This is a genomic window from Burkholderia cepacia (assembly GCF_001039005.1).
Taxonomy (GTDB): Bacteria; Pseudomonadota; Gammaproteobacteria; order Burkholderiales; family Burkholderiaceae; genus Burkholderia; species Burkholderia theae.
The window spans coordinates 471,434-493,957 of sequence record NZ_LDWR01000011.1 but is presented as its reverse complement, the minus strand read 5'-3'; the positions used below and the strand labels follow the sequence as shown (position 1 = coordinate 493,957).

Genomic DNA, 22,524 nt, shown 5'->3' with positions numbered 1-22,524 from the left:
GTGTCTTTTCTCCTCGACCGCCCTTAGCTCAGTTGGATAGAGCAACGGCCTTCTAAGCCGTAGGTCACACGTTCGAATCGTGTAGGGCGGGCCAGCTTGATCAGGGGTTTGTGGCTGTTTGCGATGCCTCTTGGTTTTCTTTTCATGCCCCGTGTAGCTGGTATGTAACCCGATGGGGCACTGCGAATCCATTCGGATGCCCTTGACTCATACGCCGAAATAGTACCCTCCAGCAATTCCTGCGCGTAGTGCACCTTACGTACCCAGACTGTGAGTTTGCAGACTACGTAGAAAGGGCCGTACTTGCAGCGTGAACCTAGTCACTGTTTCTGGTGAGGGGGGCAGTAGACCTACGATAGCGGCTGAGTGCGCCGCTACAGTGGCATCGCGGGGGTAGCGTTAAATGGTCGGCGCGAACGGCTGACCCGGCAAGCTTAACTCGGCATGCTCAGTTATTCCTGCTCGCGCCTGCTTTGAATCCCTTCTTCGCGTTCAACAACGATATTTCTCAGTTTGTCGTTCCAGATTTGTCCATCTTCACCGCAATGGATTCGACGGTGGCAGGTTGGGCAGATCGCTCCAACGTACAGAGGATGATCTAGGCCACCATCCGAGAGCCGATTGATGTGGTGTGGCTCAAGATAGGGTGTCCCGTCGCTCTTTCGGTTGAATGGCGCGGGTTCTGCGCATAGTTCACACTTTCCCTGAGCTCTCGCAAGAACATACCGCTTGACCTTGATACTGCGTTGGTAAGTTACACGGACTGCCTCTTTGGGATCTGCAATTGCTTGTTGAGTCTGACATGCGTCAATTGCAGTCGTACGCAGCGCGAGAAGATCCCCAATCGATGATGCCGCGCTGATCGCAGGCATAGCATCCTCGATCACCGTTTCCTCGCCGAGCTCGGCAAGAAGCGTGTTTGATACGGGGAAGAGGCGAAAGACAATGACGTTCCGGTCATCGCCATTCTTGTCAGGCACACGTTCAATGAAGTGCGAGCTGTAGCCGAATTCGCCTAGGTAGATGCAGGGCTTTCCTTTGCCGGTGGTCTTGAAAACATGGAGGGCGCGACCGTCATGCGCGTGCCGTGTAATCGCTAAGTTACCTCGCGTCATGGTCATATCGCCGACCTGACCTTCTCCGGTATAGAGAAAACAGTTCGATTCGTCGAAGCGATCCACGTAGCCGTACTGCTCGCCCGAGTCACCAGTAAATAGAAACACGGCCTTAGACTGGTTTGACGGAGCGATGCCGCTTTGTCCGCTACCGCCGTACTTGCCGGTGACATCCTCACTTCGACGATACTTTTGGCCGACAATAAAAGCCGGAACCTCGCCGACTTGCGGCTCAGTACCCCGGAGCCGGATTACACGGAAGCTGAGTTTTCCGAGATACGAGTTTGTCTGACGCCCGCCGGTAAGTTGTGCAACCGGAACGCCGGTCGCCATCGAAACAATCTGCCTGGGTGGATAGAGTTGCCCAAGCGCCTCGATAGCAAATTTTTGACTGGCCTTGTCTTCCCAGCCTAACCATTCGGGTTGATTTCGGAGGTGTGAGTCGAACTGTGCCATCGCATGTTCAATGGCGGATTTTTCTACGAGTGGTAGCACCTGGTCCCCTGCGCCGGATGTTCTTTGTGTGCTTATTTTAAGATAAGCAGCGGCGTCAGTGCTGGACCAAAGTTCGTCCAAAGCCCCTGAAAGTTGGCCGAAATGATATGGAAGCGCAACCGATTGTCGGGCGACTGTTACTGCAAGCAATTGATTTGATCGCGCTTCCGTTCCTGCCTATTTACAGATTGCTCGCCTTCTAAGCCGTCGATCACATTTTCGAATTGCGTAGGGCGGGCCAGTCTGATCTCTTGAAGACCTTCACAGGTCCTGTTCGTCAAAAATGAAAGCGTCCCTCGGGACGCTTCCTGTACAGCGGAATTCTTGCTGGGCGCGGCTTCGCGCCGCGTGAGGCGGAAACTACTCGACCCGGTTGCCCTAGGCAAGCCGCGAATTCGCTAGAAATCGATGTCGAGTTCTTGCTCGTCGTCCACGAAAGTCGCTTGCTCAGCGTGTACCTGTCCAGCCGGACGACATGCTCCTCATGAGGAGCGCTGTCAGGTCCAGTCGGTTCATTCAGCGGTCGACGACGTTGAGGATATAGACGACAACGTGCACTGCGAGGCGCGCGGGCATCACCAGCCAGTCGCGCATCCGCTGTTGTGCTTCCGCATCACCAATACCGCGCTGGCCGTCGAGCAGGATGAGGTGACAAGACTGCGAAGAGTAGTTCATTCTCAAAACTGAGCGCCAGCGTTGCGCCGACGTTGGTTTCCAGCAGTCAACAAGAAAAAGCTTTTCAAGTTGAGCCTGCCCACTGCCACCCTTTTCTTGACACATGTTTGCATTCGTGCCGAGCAGGCGGCCATGCACGATTGTTGCCGCTGGTGTTGACGAAGTCTGGCCCCGAGAACAGCCCATTCGGCGGGATGTTTCGCTGGAACATGGGGAATACACGAATAAGAGCCTTCGACACAACTAGCATGTGTGAAGAGAGAATAAAATCCTTGCGAAAGAATCAGAGGTAATCGCGCAATCAATATCGTGGTTCAACCTGGATGGCGTCGCCCGCAGCGATGGCGATTGGCTGAACCCAGTACGAATAATGGGGAACGGGGTGATGACGCAGGAATGGGCGGATGACGCTGAGGATTTGACGACCGACACCGACGTGGCACTGCCGAGTGTTCAGGTTATGGCAGACCAGACGATAGGGTACGCGGCGATTCAAAACAACGTCCCGGCCATCCGTGAAATTCTTGTCACAAATGATGGTGAGACGACACTTTCCGATGTCGAACTGCTCGTCAACTGTGTGCCGGCTTTTGCCAAAAGTGCCCGTTTCCGTTTCGAGGCATTGGCGCCGGGCGAGAGCCGTCGCCTCGCACCTGTCGACCTACATCCTGACCATCGGTACTTCAGCCAGCTCGATGAATCTGAACGGGCCGTCATCACAGCGACGCTGCGTGCTGCGGAAACTGAACTGGTAACGGCAACGCGCAACATTGACGTGCTCGCCTACGACCAGTGGGCCGGCACGCGGTCATTGCCCGAATTGCTAGCCGCGTTTTGCATGCCGAACTCGCGTGTCGTGGATAAGCTCCTCGCACGAGCCTCCGGGTTGTTACGCCAGACGTCGGCTGACCTGTCCATGGACGGATACCAGTCCAAGAATCGCGAGAAGGTCTGGAAACAGGTGTCGGCTATCTACAGCACGATAGTTGCCGAGGACATCCAATATTCCAACCCGCCAGCGTCGTTCGGAAATGACGGTCAAAAAATCCGGACGCCGGAACGCATTTTAGACGGCAAGCTTGCGACCTGTCTGGACCTCGCCATGCTGTTTGCCTCCTGTCTGGAGCAGGCAGGTTTGCATCCCGTTGTGCTCTTCAAGGAAGGTCACGCCTGGGTCGGTGTCTGGCTGATAGACACCAGTTTCCCGACCGCATTGGTGGACGATGTCCAGGCGGTTCGCAAGCGAGTGAAATCTGGCGAGTTCATGGTCTTCGAAACCACTGGCGTAGCAGGCGGACTGAAACCGTCCCTTCGCTGGGCCTGCACCCGAGGCGAGGAACACCTGAATGACGAAGCCGAGTTCGCGTATGCCGTCGACGTCAGGCGCGCACGCGAAGTTCAAATTCGCCCGCTCCCATCCCGTTCATCGCAGGTAGATGAGCAGAATGTCCCGATTGCCGAGGCCGAAACGCCCATCATCGAGGACGTACCGCAGTTGCCGCCACTGGACCCGGTCGTCATACCGCTGCGTGACGATGTCACTCCGGAAACCCCAGAAGGCCGCCTGGCGAAATGGAAGAGCAAGCTGCTCGACCTGACGCTCCGCAACAAGCTTCTGAATTTCAAGTCGACGAAATCTTCGCTGCGAGTCATCTGCCCTGACCCGAGTGCCCTGGAAGACCGGCTTGCGGACGGAAAAGAATTCCGCGTTCGCGCAAAGCCGAAAATGATGTCCGGTTCGGACGGCCGCGACGCCAATGTGTATGCCGGCCGGAACGGCACGACCGCAATGGATGACCTCGCAACCGACGCACTCGGGCGGAACGAAATCGTCACGGATGTCGAGGAAGAGGCGCTGGAAGGTCGGCTTCTCGAGATATTCCGGACTGCCACCACAGGGATGGAGGAGGGCGGTGCCAACACACTGTTTCTGGCTTTCGGGATGCTGGAATGGCAGGAAAGCAAAGATGCCGAAACCAGTCACTTGGCTCCGATTCTGCTAATCCCCGTCACGTTGACCCGCCAGTCTGTCCGAAGCGGTTTCCGCTTGGCCCGTCACGATGACGATGCGCTCGTGAACCCGACATTGCTGCAAAAGCTACAACATGACTTCAGCCTGAAGCTGCCGTCGTTTGACGTCTTGCCGGCCGATGACCATGGCATCGACGTCAACGCGATTCTGCAGACCTTCCGTTTGCATGTAGCTGAATTGAAGGGATGGGAGGTCAAGGAACAGGTCCATCTGGGCATTTTCGCATTCACGAAGTACCTGATGTGGAAGGACCTTCAGGACCGCCAGAAGCAGCTCCAGGAAAACACCGTTGTCGCCCATCTGATTAACAGCCCGGGCAAGGCATTCGCCGATAGCACGATGGGCTTCGAGCCCAGCACCTTGGATGAGAAATTCCGGCCTCAGGATTTGTTCACCCCGTTGCTGTCGGACTCGTCGCAGTTGCGTGCCGTTTGCGTCGCCGCCGAAGGCAAGAACCTTGTTATCGAAGGCCCGCCGGGTACGGGTAAGAGCCAAACCATTTCGAACCTGATTGCACACCTCTTGGCCACAGGGAAGACCGTACTGTTTGTCTCCGAGAAGATGGCCGCACTGGAGGTGGTACATCGTCGCCTCAGTAATCTCGGTCTGGGGCCATTTTGTCTGGAGCTGCATTCGTCCAAGGCAAAGAAAGCAGATGTTCTGAAGCAGCTCGGCGTCGCGCTTGACGCTGCCGGCAAACGCACGGTGAAGGACTGGGAGCGGGAATCGGAACGGCTCTTGGCGCTTCGTGCAGACCTCAATGGGGTCGCGCGTGCACTGCATCGCGTTCATCCGAACGACCTGACCATTTATGAGGCCATCGGAACCGGCTTGCAGTATGCGGAAATGCGTCCCGGCGCGATGCCGTGGGCAGATGCGGACGTACACGACCGTGCCCAGCTCGAGACGCTGCGCGAGACCTGTCGCCAGATGGGAGCATTGGCCAGTCAGTTGACCAGCTTGCAGAACCACCCGCTGACTGTCATTCACAAAACTGAGTGGACGCCGTCTTGGCAGCAGGACTTCCTCGATGTGATTTCGGTGTTCGAGGCCCAAATCAAGAAGGTGGATGAGGCCGCGTCAAACCTGCTAAATCAGCTGTGTCTTCCCAAGATTGCGTTCTCCCTGAATGGACTGGGCAAGTTCGATGTACTGGCCGATGTGCTTTCCGCCGCTCCCACTATTCCGGTCGATGTTGCCCGGTCGGCGCACGATGAGTCCGCTCGCAATAGACTGGCCAACTTGCGACAGCATGGCCTGGCGCGCAATCAGGCATGGGAGCCGCTGAGCAAACACTACGTTGACGACGTTACCAGCCTCAACGCATCCGAGCTGAAGCTGCAATGGGCTGCGGCAACCAATACCTGGTGGCCGAAGAGCATGTTCGCCCAGCGTGCGGTTACAGGACGACTGCGCTTGTATCGGCAAGACCAGCGTCGCCCGCAATGTGGGGATGTGCCTGCTGTCATTACGGCACTGATAGCCGTCAACGCAGAAGACAAGGTCATCGACGCCATGTCGCACGATGCGACACAGCTATTGCATGAAACGTTCGCAGCCTCGAAGACTGACTGGACTACCGTTGAGTCGGCTGAGCGGTGGGCAACATCCTTTGCGGACGCGGTAACCGCCATTGCCGGCAATGACATCGAACTGGCCCAAACGCTTCGTACGAAGCTGCAGCCATTTGTTTCCGACAACCGAAGCATGCTGAAGGCAGACATGCCTCTTGGCGCAAGTTTGTTGTCGTACCGCGATTGCTACCGCGATGCCATGACTCAATTTCGCCGTGTCGTTGAGCTTGGAAGCTGCCAGGCTGACCTTGGCTTGGTCCCGACTGCAACTGGTGTGATTCCTCGGCTGTTGAGCCTGCTCCAAGGATGGCAATCGGCCGCGCGGCAATTGCAACCGTGGTGCCTGTGGCGGAAATCTCGCACGAATGCAATCAGTAGCGGGTTGCAGGGCATTGTGGATGCTCTGGAGGCTGGCGATGCGCCGTTGTCTAACGTGGCCGAGTTCTTCGAATGCAGCTACCAGGGCTGGTGGCTGCGGAAAGCAATTGACCGGGAACCGGTGCTCTGCAATTTCGCAAGTGCCGAGCATGAACGCAAGATTGCCGAATTCAAGGAGGCCGACGAGCGTTTCCAGAAGCTGACCCAGCAATATATTGCGGCAAAACTGGCGGGACAGATTCCGGCGAGCGTCGAAGTTGCGCCCGGCGCCGATTCGGAGCTGGGAAAATTGCGACGCGAACTGCAGAAGCAACGCAGGCATATGCCGATTCGGCAGTTGGTACAGAACCTTCCTAGTCTGATGACCCGGCTGAAGCCATGTTTGCTGATGTCGCCTTTGTCGGTCGCACAGTATCTGGACGCGTCGCATGCCCAGTTCGACGTGGTCATCTTTGACGAGGCCTCCCAAATTCCGGTGTGGGATGCCGTCGGTGCAATTGCGCGCGGCAAGCAGCTCGTCTGCGTTGGCGACCCGAAGCAACTGCCGCCGACCAGTTTCTTCTCCCGGTCGGATGACTCGGAGGATGGCATGGATGGTGACGACGTCCAGGACCTGGAGAGCATCCTCGACGAGTGCCTCAGTATCGGCCTGCCTGAACTACGATTGAATTGGCATTACCGAAGCAAGCATGAAGGGCTGATTACGTTCAGCAATGTCACGTACTACGACAATGAGTTGGTTACGTTCCCGTCGCCGGCTACCAACGATCAGAGCGTGCGTTTCGAACGTGTCCAAGGTGTCTACGACCGTGGTGGCTCGAGAACCAACCGAGCGGAAGCCGATGCCATCGTCAAAGCGATTGAACAGCATTATCTTGACCCGACGAAGCGCCATCTGACGCTAGGCGTGGTGACCTTCAATCAGGCGCAGCAAAGCCTGATTGAACGGATGCTGGATGAGCGACGCCGGACATCTCAGCAACTGGACCAGGCTATTGCGCAGGCGGCGCAGGAGCCGCTGTTCATCAAGAACCTTGAAAACGTTCAGGGTGATGAGCGGGACATCATATTTTTCTCCATCACCTATGGTCCGGATACGTCGGGGAAGGTCAGTCTCAACCTCGGGCCATTGAACCTGGAGGGGGGCCATAGGCGCCTCAATGTGGCGGTATCGCGTGCCCGCGCCGGTGTCGTGATTTTCAGTACGCTGTTGCCCGAACAGATTGACCTGTCGCGCGTCCGGGCCGCAGGCGTTCGGGACCTGAAGAACTATCTCGAATTCGCCATTCGAGGCCCGCGTGCCCTGGTTGAGCAAAGCATGCCGACGGGGAGGGAGCCGGACAGTCCGTTCGAGCGGCAAGTAATTTCTGTCCTTCGCGAGAAAGGTTGGACGGTTCACCCGCAGGTCGGCGTGTCCGGATACCGGATTGATATTGGCGTTGTCGACCCACGTGCGCCAGGCCGCTATCTGCTGGGCGTTGAGTGCGACGGCGCCATGTATCACTCCGGCGCAACGGCACGCGACCGTGACCGACTCCGCCAGCATGTCCTTGAAGGTCTGGGTTGGGAGTTGTACCGAATCTGGTCCACGGACTGGTGGCTAAATCCGGAAGAGCCGATGCGAAAGCTCGTCGCCCGACTGGAAGAATTGGTAGCGACGGTTCAGACCGAGGACGAGCCGATTGTTCAGCAACCGGAAGATGTCGAGCATGAGGAGGAGCCGCATGCCTTGTATGCCGGAGCCGAAGCGGTCGTGGAGCCAGTTGCTTCCGCCGCACAACTTCCCGAATACGAACTAACCAGCCTGGACAAGGGTAGTCCAGACCTCTTCTACGAAGACAGCTCAATGTCGACCTTGGCGGGTCAGTTGGTCAAAGTAATTGAATCAGAAGGACCCGTATCGCAGGCGGTGGTATTCAAACGCGTGACGCGGGCTTGGGGACTGTCCAGGGTTGGTAACCGTATCGAGGCTCATCTGAGTTCATTGGTTCCTAGACAGATAACCTGTACAACGGACAACGGCGTCACTTTCTATTGGCCGGAGCACGCCAGCCCGGGTACTTGGGAGAGTACCCGGGTGCCGGGCAGCGACCCCGAAACGCGCCGCAATATAGACGAAGTTAGCCTGGAAGAGCTGGGCAACGCAGCCGTCTACATTCTGAGGCAACAAGGCGGTACATCGCAGGATGGGTTGGCAAAGGGAGTGTGCAGGTTGCTGGGCGTGGCCAGGACGACTGCTGAGGCCGGTGCGCGCATTTCTCGAGCACTGGTCCACGGACGAGTTCAGGCGGTGGTAGTTGTTGAGGGCGGTTTAGTCCATTTAAGGAAATGAGTCATCCGTAGCCTACGTAGCATAGATAGGATTAACCGATGTCCACATCTTTTGAACAAATCTGCAGTGTGGGGAGGCGGCGCGCCTATAGCGGGGAGAAGGAGCGTTCCGTGGAGGCTCCCCCCCTGCAATTGCTCTCGAAACCGGAAGTCGATAGCACGGATTTTGTGCTGGATACACACTGCAAATTAAAAGCGTTCCGCGCCCTGTCTAGCAAGGGCTTGAGGCAATTTTGACCCCTTCCACAGAACGCTTTTCCAAGAGGTCACGGAACGCTTTCTTTTCTCGCGAACAGTCCACCCAAGTCACACACCCCCCCTCACTCCACCGTCACCGATTTCGCCAGATTCCTCGGCTTGTCGATATCCGCGCCGCGCAAACACGCCGCGTGATACGCGAGCAACTGCAACGGCACCACATGCAGGATCGGCGACAACAGCCCGTAGTAATCCGGCATCCGCAGCACCGACACGCCTTCGCTGTTGTCGATCCGCGTATCGGCGTCGGCGAACACGTAAAGCTGCCCGCCGCGCGCCCGCACTTCCTGCATGTTCGACTTGAGCTTCTCGAGCAGCGAGTCGTTCGGCGCGATCGTCGCCACCGGCATGGTGTGGGTCACGAGCGCCAGCGGCCCGTGCTTCAGCTCGCCCGCGGGATACGCTTCCGCGTGGATATACGAAATCTCCTTCAGCTTCAGCGCACCTTCGAGCGCGATCGGGTAGTGCAGCCCGCGCCCGAGAAACAGCGCATTCTCGTGCTGCGCGAATTCCGCCGCCCAGCTCTCGATCTGCGGCTCCAGCCCGAGCACGTCTTCTAGTGCACCGGGCAGCCGCCGCAACTGCGTTGTGTAGCGCGCGAGCTGCGCGTCGTCGACGTAGCCGCGCAGCCGCCCGAGCGTGACGGCGAGGATGAACAGCGCGACGAGCTGCGTCGTGAACGCCTTGGTCGACGCGACGCCGATTTCAGGGCCGGCCCGCGTCAGGAAGCGCAGGCCGGTCTGACGCATCATCGCGCTGGTCGGCACGTTGCAGATCGCCAGCGTGTCGATGTGGCCGAGCGCTTGCGCGTACTTGAGCGCGGCGAGCGTGTCGGCGGTTTCGCCGGATTGCGACACGCTCACCACCAACGTGTTTGGCAGCGCGAGCGCATCGCTGTAGCGGTATTCGCTCGCGATCTCGACCTGCGCGGGCAAGCGCGCGATCGTTTCGAGCCAGCGGCGCGCGGTCAGGCCGGAATAATGACTCGTGCCGCACGCGAGAATCAGCACGTTGTCGATCTGCTCGAACGCCCGCGCGGCGTCCGGGCCGAATACGGCCGGATCGAACAGCCCGGCATCGGGGATGGTCGCGGCCACGGCCTGCGGTTGTTCGAAAATCTCCTTCTGCATGAAATGCCGATACGGCCCGAGTTCGACCACGCCCTGCGCGGAGGAAACGGTCTGTATCGCACGCTCGACCGGTGCGCCGCGACGATCGAGCACGCGCACGCCGCCCGGCGTCAGCTCGACGATGTCGCCTTCCTCGAGAAAGATGAAACGGTCGGTGATGCCGGCGAGCGCGAGCGCGTCGGACGCGAGAAAGCATTCGCCGTCCTTCACGCCGACGACGAGCGGCGAGCCGGCCCGCGCGCCGATCAGCCGCTGCGGCTCGTGCTTGCTGAACACGGCGATCGCGTAGGCACCGTGCAACTGCGACGTCGCATCGCGCACGGCGGCAAGCAGGTCGCCGCGATACTTGCTGTGGATCAGGTGGGCGACGACCTCGGTGTCGGTCTGGCCGTCGAATTCGTAGTGCTCGTCAGAAAGTTGCTTGCGCAACGCTTCGTGGTTCTCGATGATGCCGTTGTGCACGAGCGCGATTTCGTCGCGCGAGAAGATCGGATGCGCGTTGCAGGTTGCCGGCGCGCCATGGGTCGCCCAGCGCGTGTGCGCGATGCCGGTGCTGCCGGTCAGGCCGGCGCTGCGCACGTGCGCGTCGAGATCGGCGACGCGCGACATGCTGCGCTCGCGGCGCGCCTGGCCGTCAACGACCGTCGCCACGCCGCATGAATCGTAGCCGCGATATTCGAGGCGGCGCAAACCTTCAATCAGAATCGGGACGATGTCCCGTTGCGCGACCGCGCCGACGATGCCACACATCACACGTCTCCTTCCCTTTAAACATCATGGACCGCGCGCACCCCTGAATCAGCGCGACGCGGTTGCCGATGCCGCCGCCGTCGTGAACCCGCATCGGGCGGGTGCGACGGGGGCGGCCATCCGGCTCTCGAATGCCAGATAAAGCGACTCCTCGAGTACGTTCCAGTGCGCGCCGTGGCGGTACGGGCCGGATCGCGCATGCCAGCAGGCAACCGTTCCCCAGTCGTTCATCTTGAACGCGACGAGCGCGATCAAGCCCCACGGATAATCGGTGCCGGCAAGTTTCTTCCAGGTCTTGCCGTACTTCTGCATCCACTGCGCGTAGAGCGTCGCGTTGGATTGTTCGGGTACCTGAATGCCGGACAGGAGCGGGAAGATCTGCGCGACTTTCGCCGGATAAAAGCTCGTATCGCTGACTTGCCCCGTGCTGACGCGAAAGCCGGACTGCGTGCCGCGCCAGAACACCTTCACGATGGCCGACGCGAGCCGGTCGGCGCGCTGGCTCCACGGGCCGGCATGCGTGTAGTCGGCGCGCCGGAGGTAGTACGCCGAGAGCGCCTGGAACGCGCTGTGTACCTCGACGTTGTCCATCAGCAGCGCGACGTGCAGCGACGATGAGATCTGATAGACACCGGAGGGCTTGTCGAGCAGCGTGTCCAGATGCGTGCCTGCACGGTTCAGGCTGAGTTCCCAGGCGGCGGGCATGCCGTCGGGTGGCGCGAAGCGGGCGAGCAGTTCGATCCAGGTCGCCATCATCGCGTCGTCGGCGTCCGCTTCGGCGCATGCGTTGTACTGGCCGTTCTTCACACAGTAGCGATTGAAGCCGCCGTCCAGACGCTGGCGCGGCAACAGCCAGGCGATCCACGCGAGTGCGGCCTGATGCGCGTCGAGCTGCGCATCGGACGCGGCGAGCAGCGCCTTCGCGGCGAAATAAGGATCGATGCCGACGCCGTTCAGGCGCACGGTGATCGCCCCGTCGGGGCGTTGGTACAGCCCGTTGAGCTGGAGCTCGGCGGCGCCCGCGTGCAGTGCGAAGCCGCACGCGGCGACCCACCAGGCGGCGCGCCACCGTCGGCACAGTCGGGCGGCAGCCGCCACGCATGCGCGTGCGGTCGGGAAAAGCGCGGGCCGGTTCATAGTCGGGGGCTCCTGCGCGGTGGTCCTTCGCAATCGTCTCCGGACACGGCGTTGGCCGCGTCGCGCCCGGCGAGCGTATCGACGTTGTGGCTCAGTGCACCCTGGTGCGAGTGAACTTGAGGCTGGTGCCGCTCCTCGTGCTCACGAGCCGGTTCGTCGCATGAGCGCGTGAAGGTGGCCCGCGGATCGCGCGGATTTCTACGGGAAACGGCGGCACGTTCGTCGCGCAGGGGCGGTTGCCTTTTGCCCCACGCGGATGCGTCGTGTCGCCTCCCGGCTTCGTTGCTTTGACATCCCCGTTTGTCTGCGGTCGTGCGAGTGCTCCGGGACGCACCTGTCCGGTATTAAGCAAGGCGTGAGCCATCGGCTGCGATGGCCCGTACAGCAAGGGGCGGAGGGCAGGCCGCGAGTGCGGCCAGGGTGGCAGCAGCGTGTTTTGATTCATCGGCGAATCAGCTTTTGCGCAAGGGGTGCGACCACGCGCGGCCGACATTGCGGCCCGCACGCGTCATGCAGCGGGCGATTCATCTGCTGAACTTGTTCTGCCTTGCCGGGTGAGGCTTTACGTGGCTGACGCGTCACGCGAAATTAGTTGCGTGTGCATCGGTATGGAAGCAGGCGTGGCATCCGCTTCCGCATTTTCCGGATGGACCGGACTCCGATGTAACCGATGGTTCCGGATTCGCGTTACACATTCGCAACATTTCCCGATCGTCGATTCGTGTGACGCGAACGACGCCGCAAATCGGTAAATCCTGCATGCATGACCGTGGCCGGGCAGTCGATCGCGCACCGTTCACTGCACAGACAAAAGTTGCGAATCGAGACGACACAAAGCGTTTCGCAAGATGCATGCGTTTCGATGCGCAATGAGCGCTCGACATGAATTCGCCATTCATCGGACGACGTCGTCGGACGGATCGCGCGCACGACCGGAGGTTTGTCCATGTCGCATCCGCCCGGCGATGCACCGCTCGTAGCAGTTGTGAAACGTTCCGTTACGGACTGCCTGTCTGCCATGTGCTCGGCGCGAACGGGGCCCGGCCACAGGGCGGCTGGTTTGATTATTGCTGTAGTGGAAGAGACGTGACGAACGGACGTGACGCTCGACGCTGCGAGGAACGACTCATGACGTGACTGATCAAGTGCAACGGGATGCCGGTAATACGACGATTCGCGTGGCGGAGACCGCGCGGACAGAACGGCGCGCTCGCCCCGCGACACCACCACGTGTGGATCGCGTGCGAGTACGGGAGGCGCCGTCTGAATATATGCTTCGCGCCGCAAGCAGGGTCGATCAGCGCGAAGTGGCTAGACGAGGATAACGATGAAAAAGATCTTGCTTGCGTTCGGGACTCGGCCGGAGGCCATCAAGATGGCGCCGCTGGTGCGCGCGCTGAAGATGCAAAGAGATGTCGACGTCAGGGTATGCGTGACCGCGCAGCATCGGGAAATGCTCGATCAGGTGCTGACGCTGTTCGACATCAAGCCCGACTACGATCTCAACCTGATGCGGCAAGGTCAGACGCTGACCGACGTGACGACCGGCATTCTTCAGGAGATCGGCATGGTCTTCGACGAATTGCGTCCCGACGTCGTGCTGGTGCACGGCGATACGACGACCACACTCGCGGTCAGTCTCGCGGCGTTCTACCGCTATCTGCCGGTCGGGCACGTGGAGGCCGGTTTGCGTAGCGGCGATATCTGGTCGCCGTGGCCGGAGGAGTTGAATCGCCGCGTGACCGATGCCGTATCGTCGTGGCATTTCGCACCGACCGGGAAGGCACGCGACAACCTGCTCAGCGAGGGCGTGCCGGGAGGCGCCGTCGTGCTGACCGGCAATACGGTGATCGATGCGTTGCACGAGGTCAAACGCATGCTGGACCACACCACCGCGCTGAAGGAAAAGGTTGCCGGGAATTTTCCGTTTCTCGAACCGCAGCGTCGCGTCGTGCTGATCACCGGCCATCGCCGCGAGAGCTTCGGCGAGCCGTTCCGGAATTTCTGCGGGGCGTTGAGTACGCTGGCGAACCGTTATCGCGACGCGCAGTTCGTCTATCCGCTGCACATGAATCCGAACGTGCGAGAGCCGGCGCGCGCACTGCTCGGCGGCGTGCCGAACATTTACATGATCGAACCGCAGGAGTATTTATCGTTCGTATTCCTGATGTCACGCGCGCATTTCATCATCACCGATTCGGGCGGCATTCAGGAGGAAGGGCCGGCGCTGGGTAAGCCGGTGCTCGTCACGCGCGACACGACCGAGCGGCCCGAGGCGATCCAGGCCGGCACCGCACGACTCGTCGGCACGGATCAAGAGCGGATCGTGCGGGAGGCATCGCGGCTGTTCGACAGCGACAGCGCATACGAGGAAATGTCGCACGCGAGCAATCCGTATGGCGACGGCCATGCGAGCGAGCGGATCGTTCACGCGCTGATGCGTACGCCGGGCGCGAGCACGAAGACGACGAGCTTTTCGATGGGCGCGGCGGAGATGCCGCTTAACGCGCTCACGCTGGGGTTGCAGGCGTTGCGGTCGCGATGAACGGAACGGCGCGGTCGCGTCCGAGCCATTCCGTGTCGTCGCGCGAGGGATCGGTCCGGCCGGGAGGCCGGACATTCGCACTTGCGCGACCGTACCGTGCCGGCTTGTTTGGCGCGCGACGCCGTAGCGAAATTTCTCGCAAACTCAACATTGCCGTCGTGGAATGTCCGTTTCCCGGCGTCGTGCCACGCACGGAAGAGCCGGGCAATACCTGCTCCGCATCCTCCTGAAATCACATCGAAGCCCGTCGCGTCGCGCTGCTCCGCGGCGGTTCGATTGACCGCCGACTTCCTTCCCCAATTGCCTGAAACTCCCGAATCGCCGCAATCCGACGACAAATCGCAAATGGTTCGATAATGCGAGCGGCGATCCATGCGGACGAGCGGCTGGCCGGGATGTCGTTGCAATGTTGCGAAGGCAACCAGCCGGCCACATCGTTTGCAGCATCCGCCCGATCGTGTTTGCAGGCGACACGGTCCACGAAACGGCGCCACGCCTACCTGGTCGTTCGGAATGTGCGCCGCGCCGTTCGAATCCCCACTCGATGCCTGCCTGGTGCGGGCATCGCAACCAGGAGGTGAACGATGATCACGCTGACCGTCAACGGTAGCGAGCAGCATTTCGACGGCAATCCCGACCTGCCGTTGCTCTGGTATCTGCGCGACGTCCTCGGCCACACCGGCACGAAGTTCGGCTGCGGCATGGCGCTGTGCGGCGCGTGCACCGTGCATCTCGACGGCGTCGCGATCCGGTCGTGCATCACGCCGGTCGCGGCCGCTTCCGGCAAGCGCGTGACGACGATCGAGGGACTGTCGACAGACCTGACTCATCCGCTGCAGCAGGCATGGCAGGAACTGAACGTCGCGCAGTGCGGCTACTGTCAGTCCGGACAGATCATGCAGGCCGCGTCGCTGCTGAAGACGAACCCCCATCCGACCGACGCCGACATCGACGACGCGATGTCCGGCAACATCTGCCGCTGCGGCACCTATACGCGCATTCGTGCGGCGATCCGGCTGGCGGTGCGCCGCGGAGGTGCCGCATGAGCTCGCCCGAACTCTCCGTCCACAACGAAAGCCGTCGCGCATTGCTGCTCGGCTTCGCATCCGGCGGGCTGCTGCTCGCATTCGGCCTGCCGTCGCTCGCGCGTGCGGCCGCGCCGATGCAGCCGCCCGTCAGCGCGAATCCGCAGTATGGCGGCGCGGGGATGCCGCACGGGCTGCGCGACGATCCGCATCTGTTCGTTGCGATCGCACCGGACGGCACCGTCACCGTGACCTGCATCCGCTCGGAGATGGGGCAGGGCGTGCGCACGAGCGTCGCACTGGTGGTGGCGGACGAACTGGGTGCGGACTGGGCGCGCGTGAAGGTCGCCCAGGCCGTCGGCGACGAGCCGCGCTACGGCAACCAGAACACCGATGGCTCGCGCAGCCTGCGCCAGAGCTTCGCCGCGCTGCGTCGCGCGGGCGCGGCCGCGCGCACGATGCTCGAGCAGGCCGCAGCCGCGGCGTGGGGTGTCGACGCGCGCCAGGTCAAGGCAACGGTGCATGAGGTCGTCGATACGAAGAGCGGGCGCAAGCTCGGCTTCGGCGAGCTTGCGGCAAAAGCGGCCGCGCTGCCGGCGCCGGATCCGGCAACCGTGGTGCTGAAAGCGCCGGCCGAATTCCGCTATATCGGCAAGGGCGAAACGGCGCTGATCGACGGGCGCGACATCGTCGGCGGCCGCGCGCACTACGGGATCGACACGCGGCTCGACGGCATGCTGTATGCGGTCGTCGCGCGGCCGCTGGCTTATGGCGACACGGTGGCGTCGTTCGACGCATCGGCCGCCGAAAAGCTGCCGGGCGTCGTCAAGGTCGTGCAGCTCGCGTCGACGCCGCTGCCGTCCGGCTTCCAGCCGCTCGGCGGCGTGGCTGTCGTTGCCCGCGACACGTGGACGGCCATCCAGGCGCGCGCGCAGTTGAAGATCGACTGGAAGCGCGGCCCCAATGCGGGTTACGACTCGGCCGCGTATCGGAAGACGCTCGAAGCGGCCGCCGCACAGCCGGGCGACGTGATCCGCAACGACGGCGACACGGCGGCGGCGCTCGCTGGCGCCGCGAAACGCGTGCGCGCGACGTACTACATTCCGCATCTCGCGCACGCGACGATGGAGCCGCCCGCGGCCGTCGCGCGCGTGGCCGACGGTCGCTGCGAAGTGTGGACCTGCACGCAGGCGCCGCAGACCACGCGCGACGAGCTCGCGAAGGCGCTCGGACTGCCGACGGGGCGCGTGACGGTCAACGTGACGCTGCTCGGCGGCGGGTTCGGCCGCAAGTCGAAGCCCGACTACGTGGTGGAGGCGGCGCTGCTGTCGAAGGCGGTCGGCGCGCCCGTCAAGCTGACGTTCACGCGCGAGGACGACATCGCGCACGACTATTTCCACGCCGTGTCGCTCGAAGCGTTCGACGGCGGGATCGATGCGTCGGGGAAAGTGGTCGCGTGGCAGCATCGCACGGTCGCGCCGTCGATCCAGTCGACCTTCCGCGCCGGCGTCGTGCACGAGCAGCCGGGCGAGCTCGCGCAAGGGATCGCGGACCTGCCGTTCGCGATTCCGAACGTGCGGATCGAGAATCCGGCCGTGGAAGCGCACACGCGGATCGGCTGGTTCCGCTCGGTCTACAACATTCCGCACGCGTTCGGGATTCAGAGCTTCGTATCGGAGCTGGCGCACGCGGCCGGTCGCGACCCGAAGGATTTCCTGCTCGAGCTGATCGGGCCCGCGCGTCGTTTCGAGCCGCACATCACGGTGAAGAACGTGAACTACGGCGAGGACCCCGCGCTGTATCCGGTCGATACCGGGCGGCTGCGGCGCGTGGTCGAGACGGTCGCGCGCGAGGCCGGCTGGGGGCGCAAGCTGCCGAAGGGGCACGGGCTCGGGATCGCCGCGCATCGCAGCTTCGTGTCGTACACGGCGGCGGTGTGCGAGGTGCAGGTCGGCGCGGACGGCAGGATCTCGGTGCCGCGCGTCGACATCGCGATCGATTGCGGGCCGCAGGTCAATCCGGAACGCGTGCGCTCGCAGCTCGAGGGCGCGGTGGTGATGGGGCTCGGCATTGCGCTGCACGGCGAGATCACGTTCAAGGACGGCCATCCGGAACAGAGCAATTTCAACGGCTTCCAGGTGCTGAGGATGAACGAGGCGCCGCGCGAAATCCGCGTGCATCTGGTCGCGCCGGACGACTTTGCAACGCCGCTCGGCGGCGTGGGCGAGCCGGGCCTGCCGCCCGTCGCGCCCGCGCTGACCAACGCGATCTTCGCGGCGACGGGCACGCGCATCCGCAGCCTGCCGGTCGCCGACCAACTCTCGAAGCCGCAAGCGGGTTGACGTGCTGTCGCGCGCCGGGGCCTTCATACGGCCCGGCGCGTGCATACGGCTGAACCGGCCGCCGACACAACGGGTTCGCTCGTTCTCTCGGCCATCGCGTGTAGCCGATTCATACGTTTTATTTACACGTGAATTCGATTGGTTTCACCGGGACCGTCCAGTGAGGACGGCCGCTGCCCGGAATCAACTGCGAGAATTCAATCGCCGACTTCAAGTAACGCATTCCTCGTAAAAACAGCATCAATTGGCCTCGGAGTACGGGTTTGCCCGATGGTGCGGTATCGTACAAAGAGGGGCGCGAAAGTGTCAGATGATTGGCTCGTCGAATTCAGTGCGTAAAAATATTGATGTGGAGCATCTGATGACGAGCGGTTGTTTTGTCATGTTTGGTTAAATCGGTGGTCGGCATCTGGTTTAAATGTATTGCCGATCAATTGCCCGGTGAATATCCCTTCTGCTTGATGGCGGGCAGGGCGTCGGAACGCCCGCGTGCAGTGGCATTCGCACATCTTCAGCTGCGGGACGCTGAGTCGGAGGTCCAGCATCGCGAGGGTTGACTATGTATCGGCGAATGTTTTTTGTCGAATCCTGATCGATGTCTGTAGTATTTTTACTAAATATATTCATATATTTCATTGAAATAGATGTCGTGAGCCAATTTAATGAATGGATTGGTGGCGCATGGCGAATCGATGTAATCCTGTTCGACGAAGCTTAAGTTATTAATGTGATTGACCTGCGTCGCGGGTGCGACGCGGTTCGATGCCTCGCTAGATGGGTTATCTAGCATTCTCAATCTGGAGAAAAGCAATGCAAGAACTGAATCAACAGGAAATCGCCCAAGTTTCCGGCGGCTACTACAGCGGCCCGGGCATCCCGTCGGCGTTGGGCAACATCATCGAATGGGGCGGCAGCACCGCGGAGAGCATCGGCAATGCGCTGACGTTCGGGATCCTCGCCGCACCGGTCAAGCAGGCATACAACATCGGCGAGACGATCACGACCGCCGCGGTGAACCTGCTGGACGGCCTTTTCGGCGGCCCGAAGTACTGAGTTGTCCGCGTTGAGGCGACGCGGTAGTTGCCGCGTTTCCTGATGATGGAACTGACGATCCGGTATGCGCGGGTCTTCTTTGCATACCGGATCGCTTTTGCCTGTTCCGCCGCGTGAGCGCGGAATGGACGCAGATACCGATATTGGGCGACACGTTGGTGGAAATGGAGTTCGGTCTCTTTCGTTCTGAAGCGGCACAGGCCCGGCGTATGCGGGTGCTGGGCGATATCGTGCTGGTGCACCCCATGTCCATGACGCTGCTGACGGTCGTCGCGATGGTCATGGCCGCCTGCGTGGTGTTGTTCTTCACGTTCGGTACGTATACGCGGCGCACGACGGTCTCCGGCGTGGTGATGCCGGATGCGGGGCTGGTCAAGGTCTATGCATTGCAGTCGGGCATCGTCGTCGAGCGCGACGTGAAGGAAGGGCAGCGCGTGGCGCGTGGACAGACGCTCTATACGGTGTCGACCGACTTGCAAAGCGCGGCGCAAGGCGCGACGCAGGCCGGGGTGATCGCGCAGGCGCGGCAGCGCAAGGCGTCGCTGCTCGCGGAAATGGACAAGACCCGCAGCCTCCAGCAGGACGAGCGCGACACGCTGCGCGCGAAGATCGTGAACCTGAAAGGCGCGCTCGCGCAAATCGACGACCAGCTCGCGGCCCAGCGGCTGCGCACGTCGATCGCGGCCGACGGCGCAACGCGCTATCGCGGCCTGCTGGCGCAGGATTACATCTCGAAGGACCAGGCGCAGCAGCGCGAGGCCGACCTGCTCGACCAGCAGTCGAAGCTGAACGGGCTGCTGCGCGACCGTGCATCGACGCTCCAGTCGCTCACCGAGGCGAGCAACGAACTGTCGGGGCTCGGCTTCAAGCAGCAGAACCAGCTGGCGCAGATCGACCGCAACGTGATCGACGTCGACCAGAACCTGATCGAAAGCGAGGCGAAGCGCCGGATCGTCGTCACCGCGCCGGAGGCGGGCATCGTCACGGCCGCAATCGCGGACGTCGGCCAGTCGGTCGATACGTCGCGGCCGCTCGCGAGCGTCGTGCCGGGCGGCGCGCGCTGGCAGGCGCACCTGTTCGTGCCGAGCACGGCGATCGGTTTCGTGCGGGTCGGCGAGCCGGTGCTGGTCCGCTATCAGGCATTCCCCTATCAGAAATTCGGCCAGTACCGGGCCACGGTCGTGTCGATCGCGCGCACGGCGCTGTCGGCGGCCGAACTCGCGAACGACGGCGGCCCGGCGGCGACGTCGGGCGAGGGCCGCGACGCGACCTTCTACCGTGTGATGGTCGCCCTCGACGCGCAGCACGTCACCGCGTACGGCGCGCAGCAACCGTTGCAGGCAGGCATGACGCTTCAGGCGGACATCCTGCAGGAACGCAGGCGCCTGTACGAATGGGTGCTCGAGCCGCTTTACAGCCTGACCGGCAAACTCTGACGAGGTCGCGCATGGCATTACTCGATCGACTGTCGTTCGGCCTGGGCCCCAGGCTTCCGATGATCCTGCAGACCGAAGCGGCCGAATGCGGGCTCGCATGTCTCGCGATGGTGGCGGGTTTTCACGGCCACCATGTCGATCTCGCGACGCTGCGCGGGCAATTTCCCGTCTCGCTGAAGGGCGCGGGCCTCGGGCGCGTGATCGAGGTCGCGCAGTGCCTCGCGCTCGGCACGCGCGCGGTGAAGCTCGACATGGCGCAGCTCGGCCAGTTGCGCCTGCCGTGCCTGCTGCACTGGAATTTCAACCACTTCGTCGTACTGAAGGAGGTGAACGGCAAGACCGCGACGATTCACGATCCGTCGCACGGTATCCGCAAGGTGCCGCTCGCCGAAATTTCGCGCGCGTTCACCGGCGTCGCGCTCGAGCTGTGGCCGGCCTCCGGGTTCGCGCCGCGCGCGGCGCGCCCGGCAGTCAGGCTGCGCGAACTGCTGGGCCCGGTGTCGGGGCTGTCGCGCTCGCTCGCGCAGATCCTGGTGCTGGCCATCGCACTGGAAGTCTTCATGCTCGTGCAGCCGTTCTTCCTGCAGTGGGTGATCGACGAAGTGATCGTCAGTGCCGATCGCGACCTGCTGACGGTACTGGCGCTCGGGTTCGGCCTGCTGCTGCTGATGCAGCAGGCAACCGGCACGATTCGCGCATGGGCGCTGATGGTTGTCGGCGTCACGCTGAACATCCAGTGGCGCGCGAACGTGTTCACGCACCTGCTGAGCCTGCCGGTGCGCTATTACGAGCGGCGCCATCTCGGCGACGTCGTGTCGCGCTTCGGCTCGATCGACACGATCCAGCAGACGCTGACCACATCGTTTCTCGGCGCGGTGATCGACGGGTTGATGACGATCGTCACGCTCGCGATGATGTTCGTGTACAGCCGCGTGCTCGGATGCGTCGCGCTGGCGACGATGGCGTTGTACGCGCTCGTCCGGTGGCTGTGGTACGGCCCGCTGCGCCGCGCGACCGAGGATCAGATCGTGCACGCGGCCAAGCAGCAGAGCCATTTCCTGGAGACGGTGCGCGGGGTGAAGACGATCAAGTTGTTCAACCGCCAGACGGAGCGCCGCGCGAGCTGGATCACGCTGCTGGTCGAACAGGTCAATGCCGGCCTGCATGTGCAGAAGCTGCAGATCTTCTATCAACAGCTCAACGGCCTGCTGTTCGGCATCGAGAACGTGCTGATCATCTGGCTCGGCGCGCGGATGGTGATGGACGGCCAGTTCACGGTCGGCGTGCTGATGGCATTCAACGCATACAAGAACCAGTTCGACAGCCGGGTCGGCAGCCTGATCGACAAGTACTTCGAAGTCAAGATGCTGCAGCTCCAGGGCGAGCGGCTGGCCGACATCGTGTTCGCGGAAGCGGAACCCGGCGTGAGCCTGCGCAACGTGCCGGGCGAAGCGGATGCGCTCGACGCGAGCATCGAGATCGACGCGCTGTCGTTCCGCTATGCGGACGGCGAGCCGCTCGTGCTGGACGGCGTGAGCGCGAAGATCGCGGCGGGCGAGTCGGTCGCGATCGTCGGGCCGTCGGGTTGCGGCAAGACGACGCTGATCAGCGTGCTGCTCGGCATTCACGAGCCGACGGGCGGCACCGTGCGGATCGGCGGTCTCGACGTCGGCCGGCTCGGCATCGAGCGGCTGCGCGCGCGGGTCGGCACGGTGCTGCAGGACGACGTGCTGTTCGCGGGCTCGATCGCCGACAACATCAGCTTCTTCGATCCGGACGCGGACCCGCGGTGGGTCGCCGAATGCGCGCGGGTCGCGGCCGTGCATGACGACATCGCCGCGATGCCGATGGGCTACAACACGCTCGTCGGCGACATGGGCACTGTGCTGTCCGGCGGCCAGAAGCAGCGTGTGCTGCTGGCGCGCGCGCTGTACAAGCGGCCGGGCATTCTCGTGCTCGACGAGGCGACGAGCCATCTCGACGTGCAGCGCGAGATGCAGGTCAACGCGGCCGTCACGCAGCTCGCGATGACGCGGCTGATCGTCGCGCACCGGCCGGAGACGATCGCGTCGGCGCAGCGCGTCATCATGCTGCAGGGCGGCAAGGTCGCGCTCGACCAGTCGACCGCGGCGATGCGCGCGGCCGCGGCGGCCAGGTCGTCCGCCGGTGCGTCCGCCGCGCCGCAGGGCGCGGTGCCGGCGGCAACGCACGACGCGGGCTCGGCCGTGCCGGTCGCGGGGCATTGAGC

At 62.2% G+C, this 22,524-nt stretch carries 11 protein-coding genes and 1 tRNA gene; 8 read left to right on the top strand and 4 right to left on the bottom strand.

The features are described from left to right. The first annotated feature begins 17 nt into the window (after nucleotides 1-17). A tRNA-Arg gene (locus tag VL15_RS07160) sits at nucleotides 18-94 on the top strand. Nucleotides 95-452: 358 nt separating this feature from the next. Here the strand turns inward: VL15_RS07160 and VL15_RS39690 are convergent. Together VL15_RS39690 and VL15_RS41755 are read right to left on the bottom strand one after the other, a co-directional pair. Continuing rightward, nucleotides 453-1,571: an HNH endonuclease gene (locus VL15_RS39690; RefSeq protein WP_230684362.1), complete on the bottom strand. Its 1,119-nt coding sequence runs from the start codon at nucleotides 1,569-1,571 to the stop codon at nucleotides 453-455. A 555-nt stretch (nucleotides 1,572-2,126) separates the two neighbouring features. Beyond that, a complete protein-coding gene (locus tag VL15_RS41755) occupies nucleotides 2,127-2,423 on the bottom strand; it encodes a hypothetical protein (protein ID WP_155420134.1) in 297 nt (98 codons plus the stop codon). Nucleotides 2,424-2,670: 247 nt separating this feature from the next. On the opposite strand from VL15_RS41755, the gene VL15_RS07155 reads away from it, so the two are divergent. Further along, the gene (locus tag VL15_RS07155; RefSeq protein WP_196319549.1) at nucleotides 2,671-8,601 is read left to right on the top strand and encodes a DUF3320 domain-containing protein; all 5,931 of its coding nucleotides are present in this window, start codon (nucleotides 2,671-2,673) and stop codon (nucleotides 8,599-8,601) included. 319 nt (nucleotides 8,602-8,920) lie between these two features. Here the strand turns inward: VL15_RS07155 and glmS are convergent, their stop codons facing one another. Then, nucleotides 8,921-10,738 (bottom strand): glutamine--fructose-6-phosphate transaminase (isomerizing), encoded by a 1,818-nt coding sequence (gene glmS, locus VL15_RS07150; protein ID WP_048244333.1) that lies wholly within the window; start codon nucleotides 10,736-10,738, stop codon nucleotides 8,921-8,923. A gap of 48 nt (nucleotides 10,739-10,786) precedes the next feature. Then, nucleotides 10,787-11,875 carry a hypothetical protein gene (locus VL15_RS07145; protein ID WP_048244331.1) on the bottom strand — a complete coding sequence of 363 codons (1,089 nt, stop codon included), beginning with the start codon at nucleotides 11,873-11,875 and terminating at the stop codon, nucleotides 10,787-10,789. Between the two features lie 1,327 nt (nucleotides 11,876-13,202). Between VL15_RS07145 and wecB the strand changes: the two genes are divergently transcribed. From wecB to VL15_RS07115, 6 genes are all read left to right on the top strand, one after another. After that, a complete protein-coding gene (gene wecB / locus VL15_RS07140; RefSeq protein WP_048244329.1) occupies nucleotides 13,203-14,420 on the top strand; it encodes a non-hydrolyzing UDP-N-acetylglucosamine 2-epimerase in 1,218 nt (405 codons plus the stop codon). Nucleotides 14,421-15,004: 584 nt separating this feature from the next. Continuing rightward, nucleotides 15,005-15,466, top strand: coding sequence for a (2Fe-2S)-binding protein (locus tag VL15_RS07135; RefSeq protein ID WP_048244327.1), 462 nt, complete (start codon nucleotides 15,005-15,007; stop codon nucleotides 15,464-15,466). After that, nucleotides 15,463-17,787, top strand: a complete 2,325-nt coding sequence (locus VL15_RS07130) for a xanthine dehydrogenase family protein molybdopterin-binding subunit (RefSeq protein WP_048244325.1) — start codon at nucleotides 15,463-15,465, stop codon at nucleotides 17,785-17,787. Before VL15_RS07135 ends, VL15_RS07130 begins: the two co-directional genes overlap by 4 nt. An 810-nt stretch (nucleotides 17,788-18,597) precedes the next feature. Next, nucleotides 18,598-18,840: a hypothetical protein gene (locus VL15_RS07125; RefSeq protein WP_048244323.1), complete on the top strand. Its 243-nt coding sequence runs from the start codon at nucleotides 18,598-18,600 to the stop codon at nucleotides 18,838-18,840. 164 nt (nucleotides 18,841-19,004) lie between these two features. Beyond that, nucleotides 19,005-20,276 carry an HlyD family secretion protein gene (locus VL15_RS07120; protein WP_048244321.1) on the top strand — a complete coding sequence of 424 codons (1,272 nt, stop codon included), beginning with the start codon at nucleotides 19,005-19,007 and terminating at the stop codon, nucleotides 20,274-20,276. 11 nt (nucleotides 20,277-20,287) lie between these two features. Then, a complete protein-coding gene (locus tag VL15_RS07115; RefSeq protein WP_048244318.1) occupies nucleotides 20,288-22,522 on the top strand; it encodes a peptidase domain-containing ABC transporter in 2,235 nt (744 codons plus the stop codon). Nucleotides 22,523-22,524: the final 2 nt, after the last annotated feature.

Coding starts and splice junctions, on each gene's coding strand:
- VL15_RS39690 (WP_230684362.1), bottom strand. CDS start 1,571: ATGGCACAGTTCGACTCACACCTCCGAAATCAACCCGAATGGTTAGGC.
- VL15_RS07155 (WP_196319549.1), top strand. CDS start 2,671: ATGACGCAGGAATGGGCGGATGACGCTGAGGATTTGACGACCGACACC.
- glmS (WP_048244333.1), bottom strand. CDS start 10,738: ATGTGTGGCATCGTCGGCGCGGTCGCGCAACGGGACATCGTCCCGATT.
- VL15_RS07145 (WP_048244331.1), bottom strand. CDS start 11,875: ATGAACCGGCCCGCGCTTTTCCCGACCGCACGCGCATGCGTGGCGGCT.
- wecB (WP_048244329.1), top strand. CDS start 13,203: ATGAAAAAGATCTTGCTTGCGTTCGGGACTCGGCCGGAGGCCATCAAG.
- VL15_RS07135 (WP_048244327.1), top strand. CDS start 15,005: ATGATCACGCTGACCGTCAACGGTAGCGAGCAGCATTTCGACGGCAAT.
- VL15_RS07130 (WP_048244325.1), top strand. CDS start 15,463: ATGAGCTCGCCCGAACTCTCCGTCCACAACGAAAGCCGTCGCGCATTG.
- VL15_RS07125 (WP_048244323.1), top strand. CDS start 18,598: ATGCAAGAACTGAATCAACAGGAAATCGCCCAAGTTTCCGGCGGCTAC.
- VL15_RS07120 (WP_048244321.1), top strand. CDS start 19,005: ATGGAGTTCGGTCTCTTTCGTTCTGAAGCGGCACAGGCCCGGCGTATG.
- VL15_RS07115 (WP_048244318.1), top strand. CDS start 20,288: ATGGCATTACTCGATCGACTGTCGTTCGGCCTGGGCCCCAGGCTTCCG.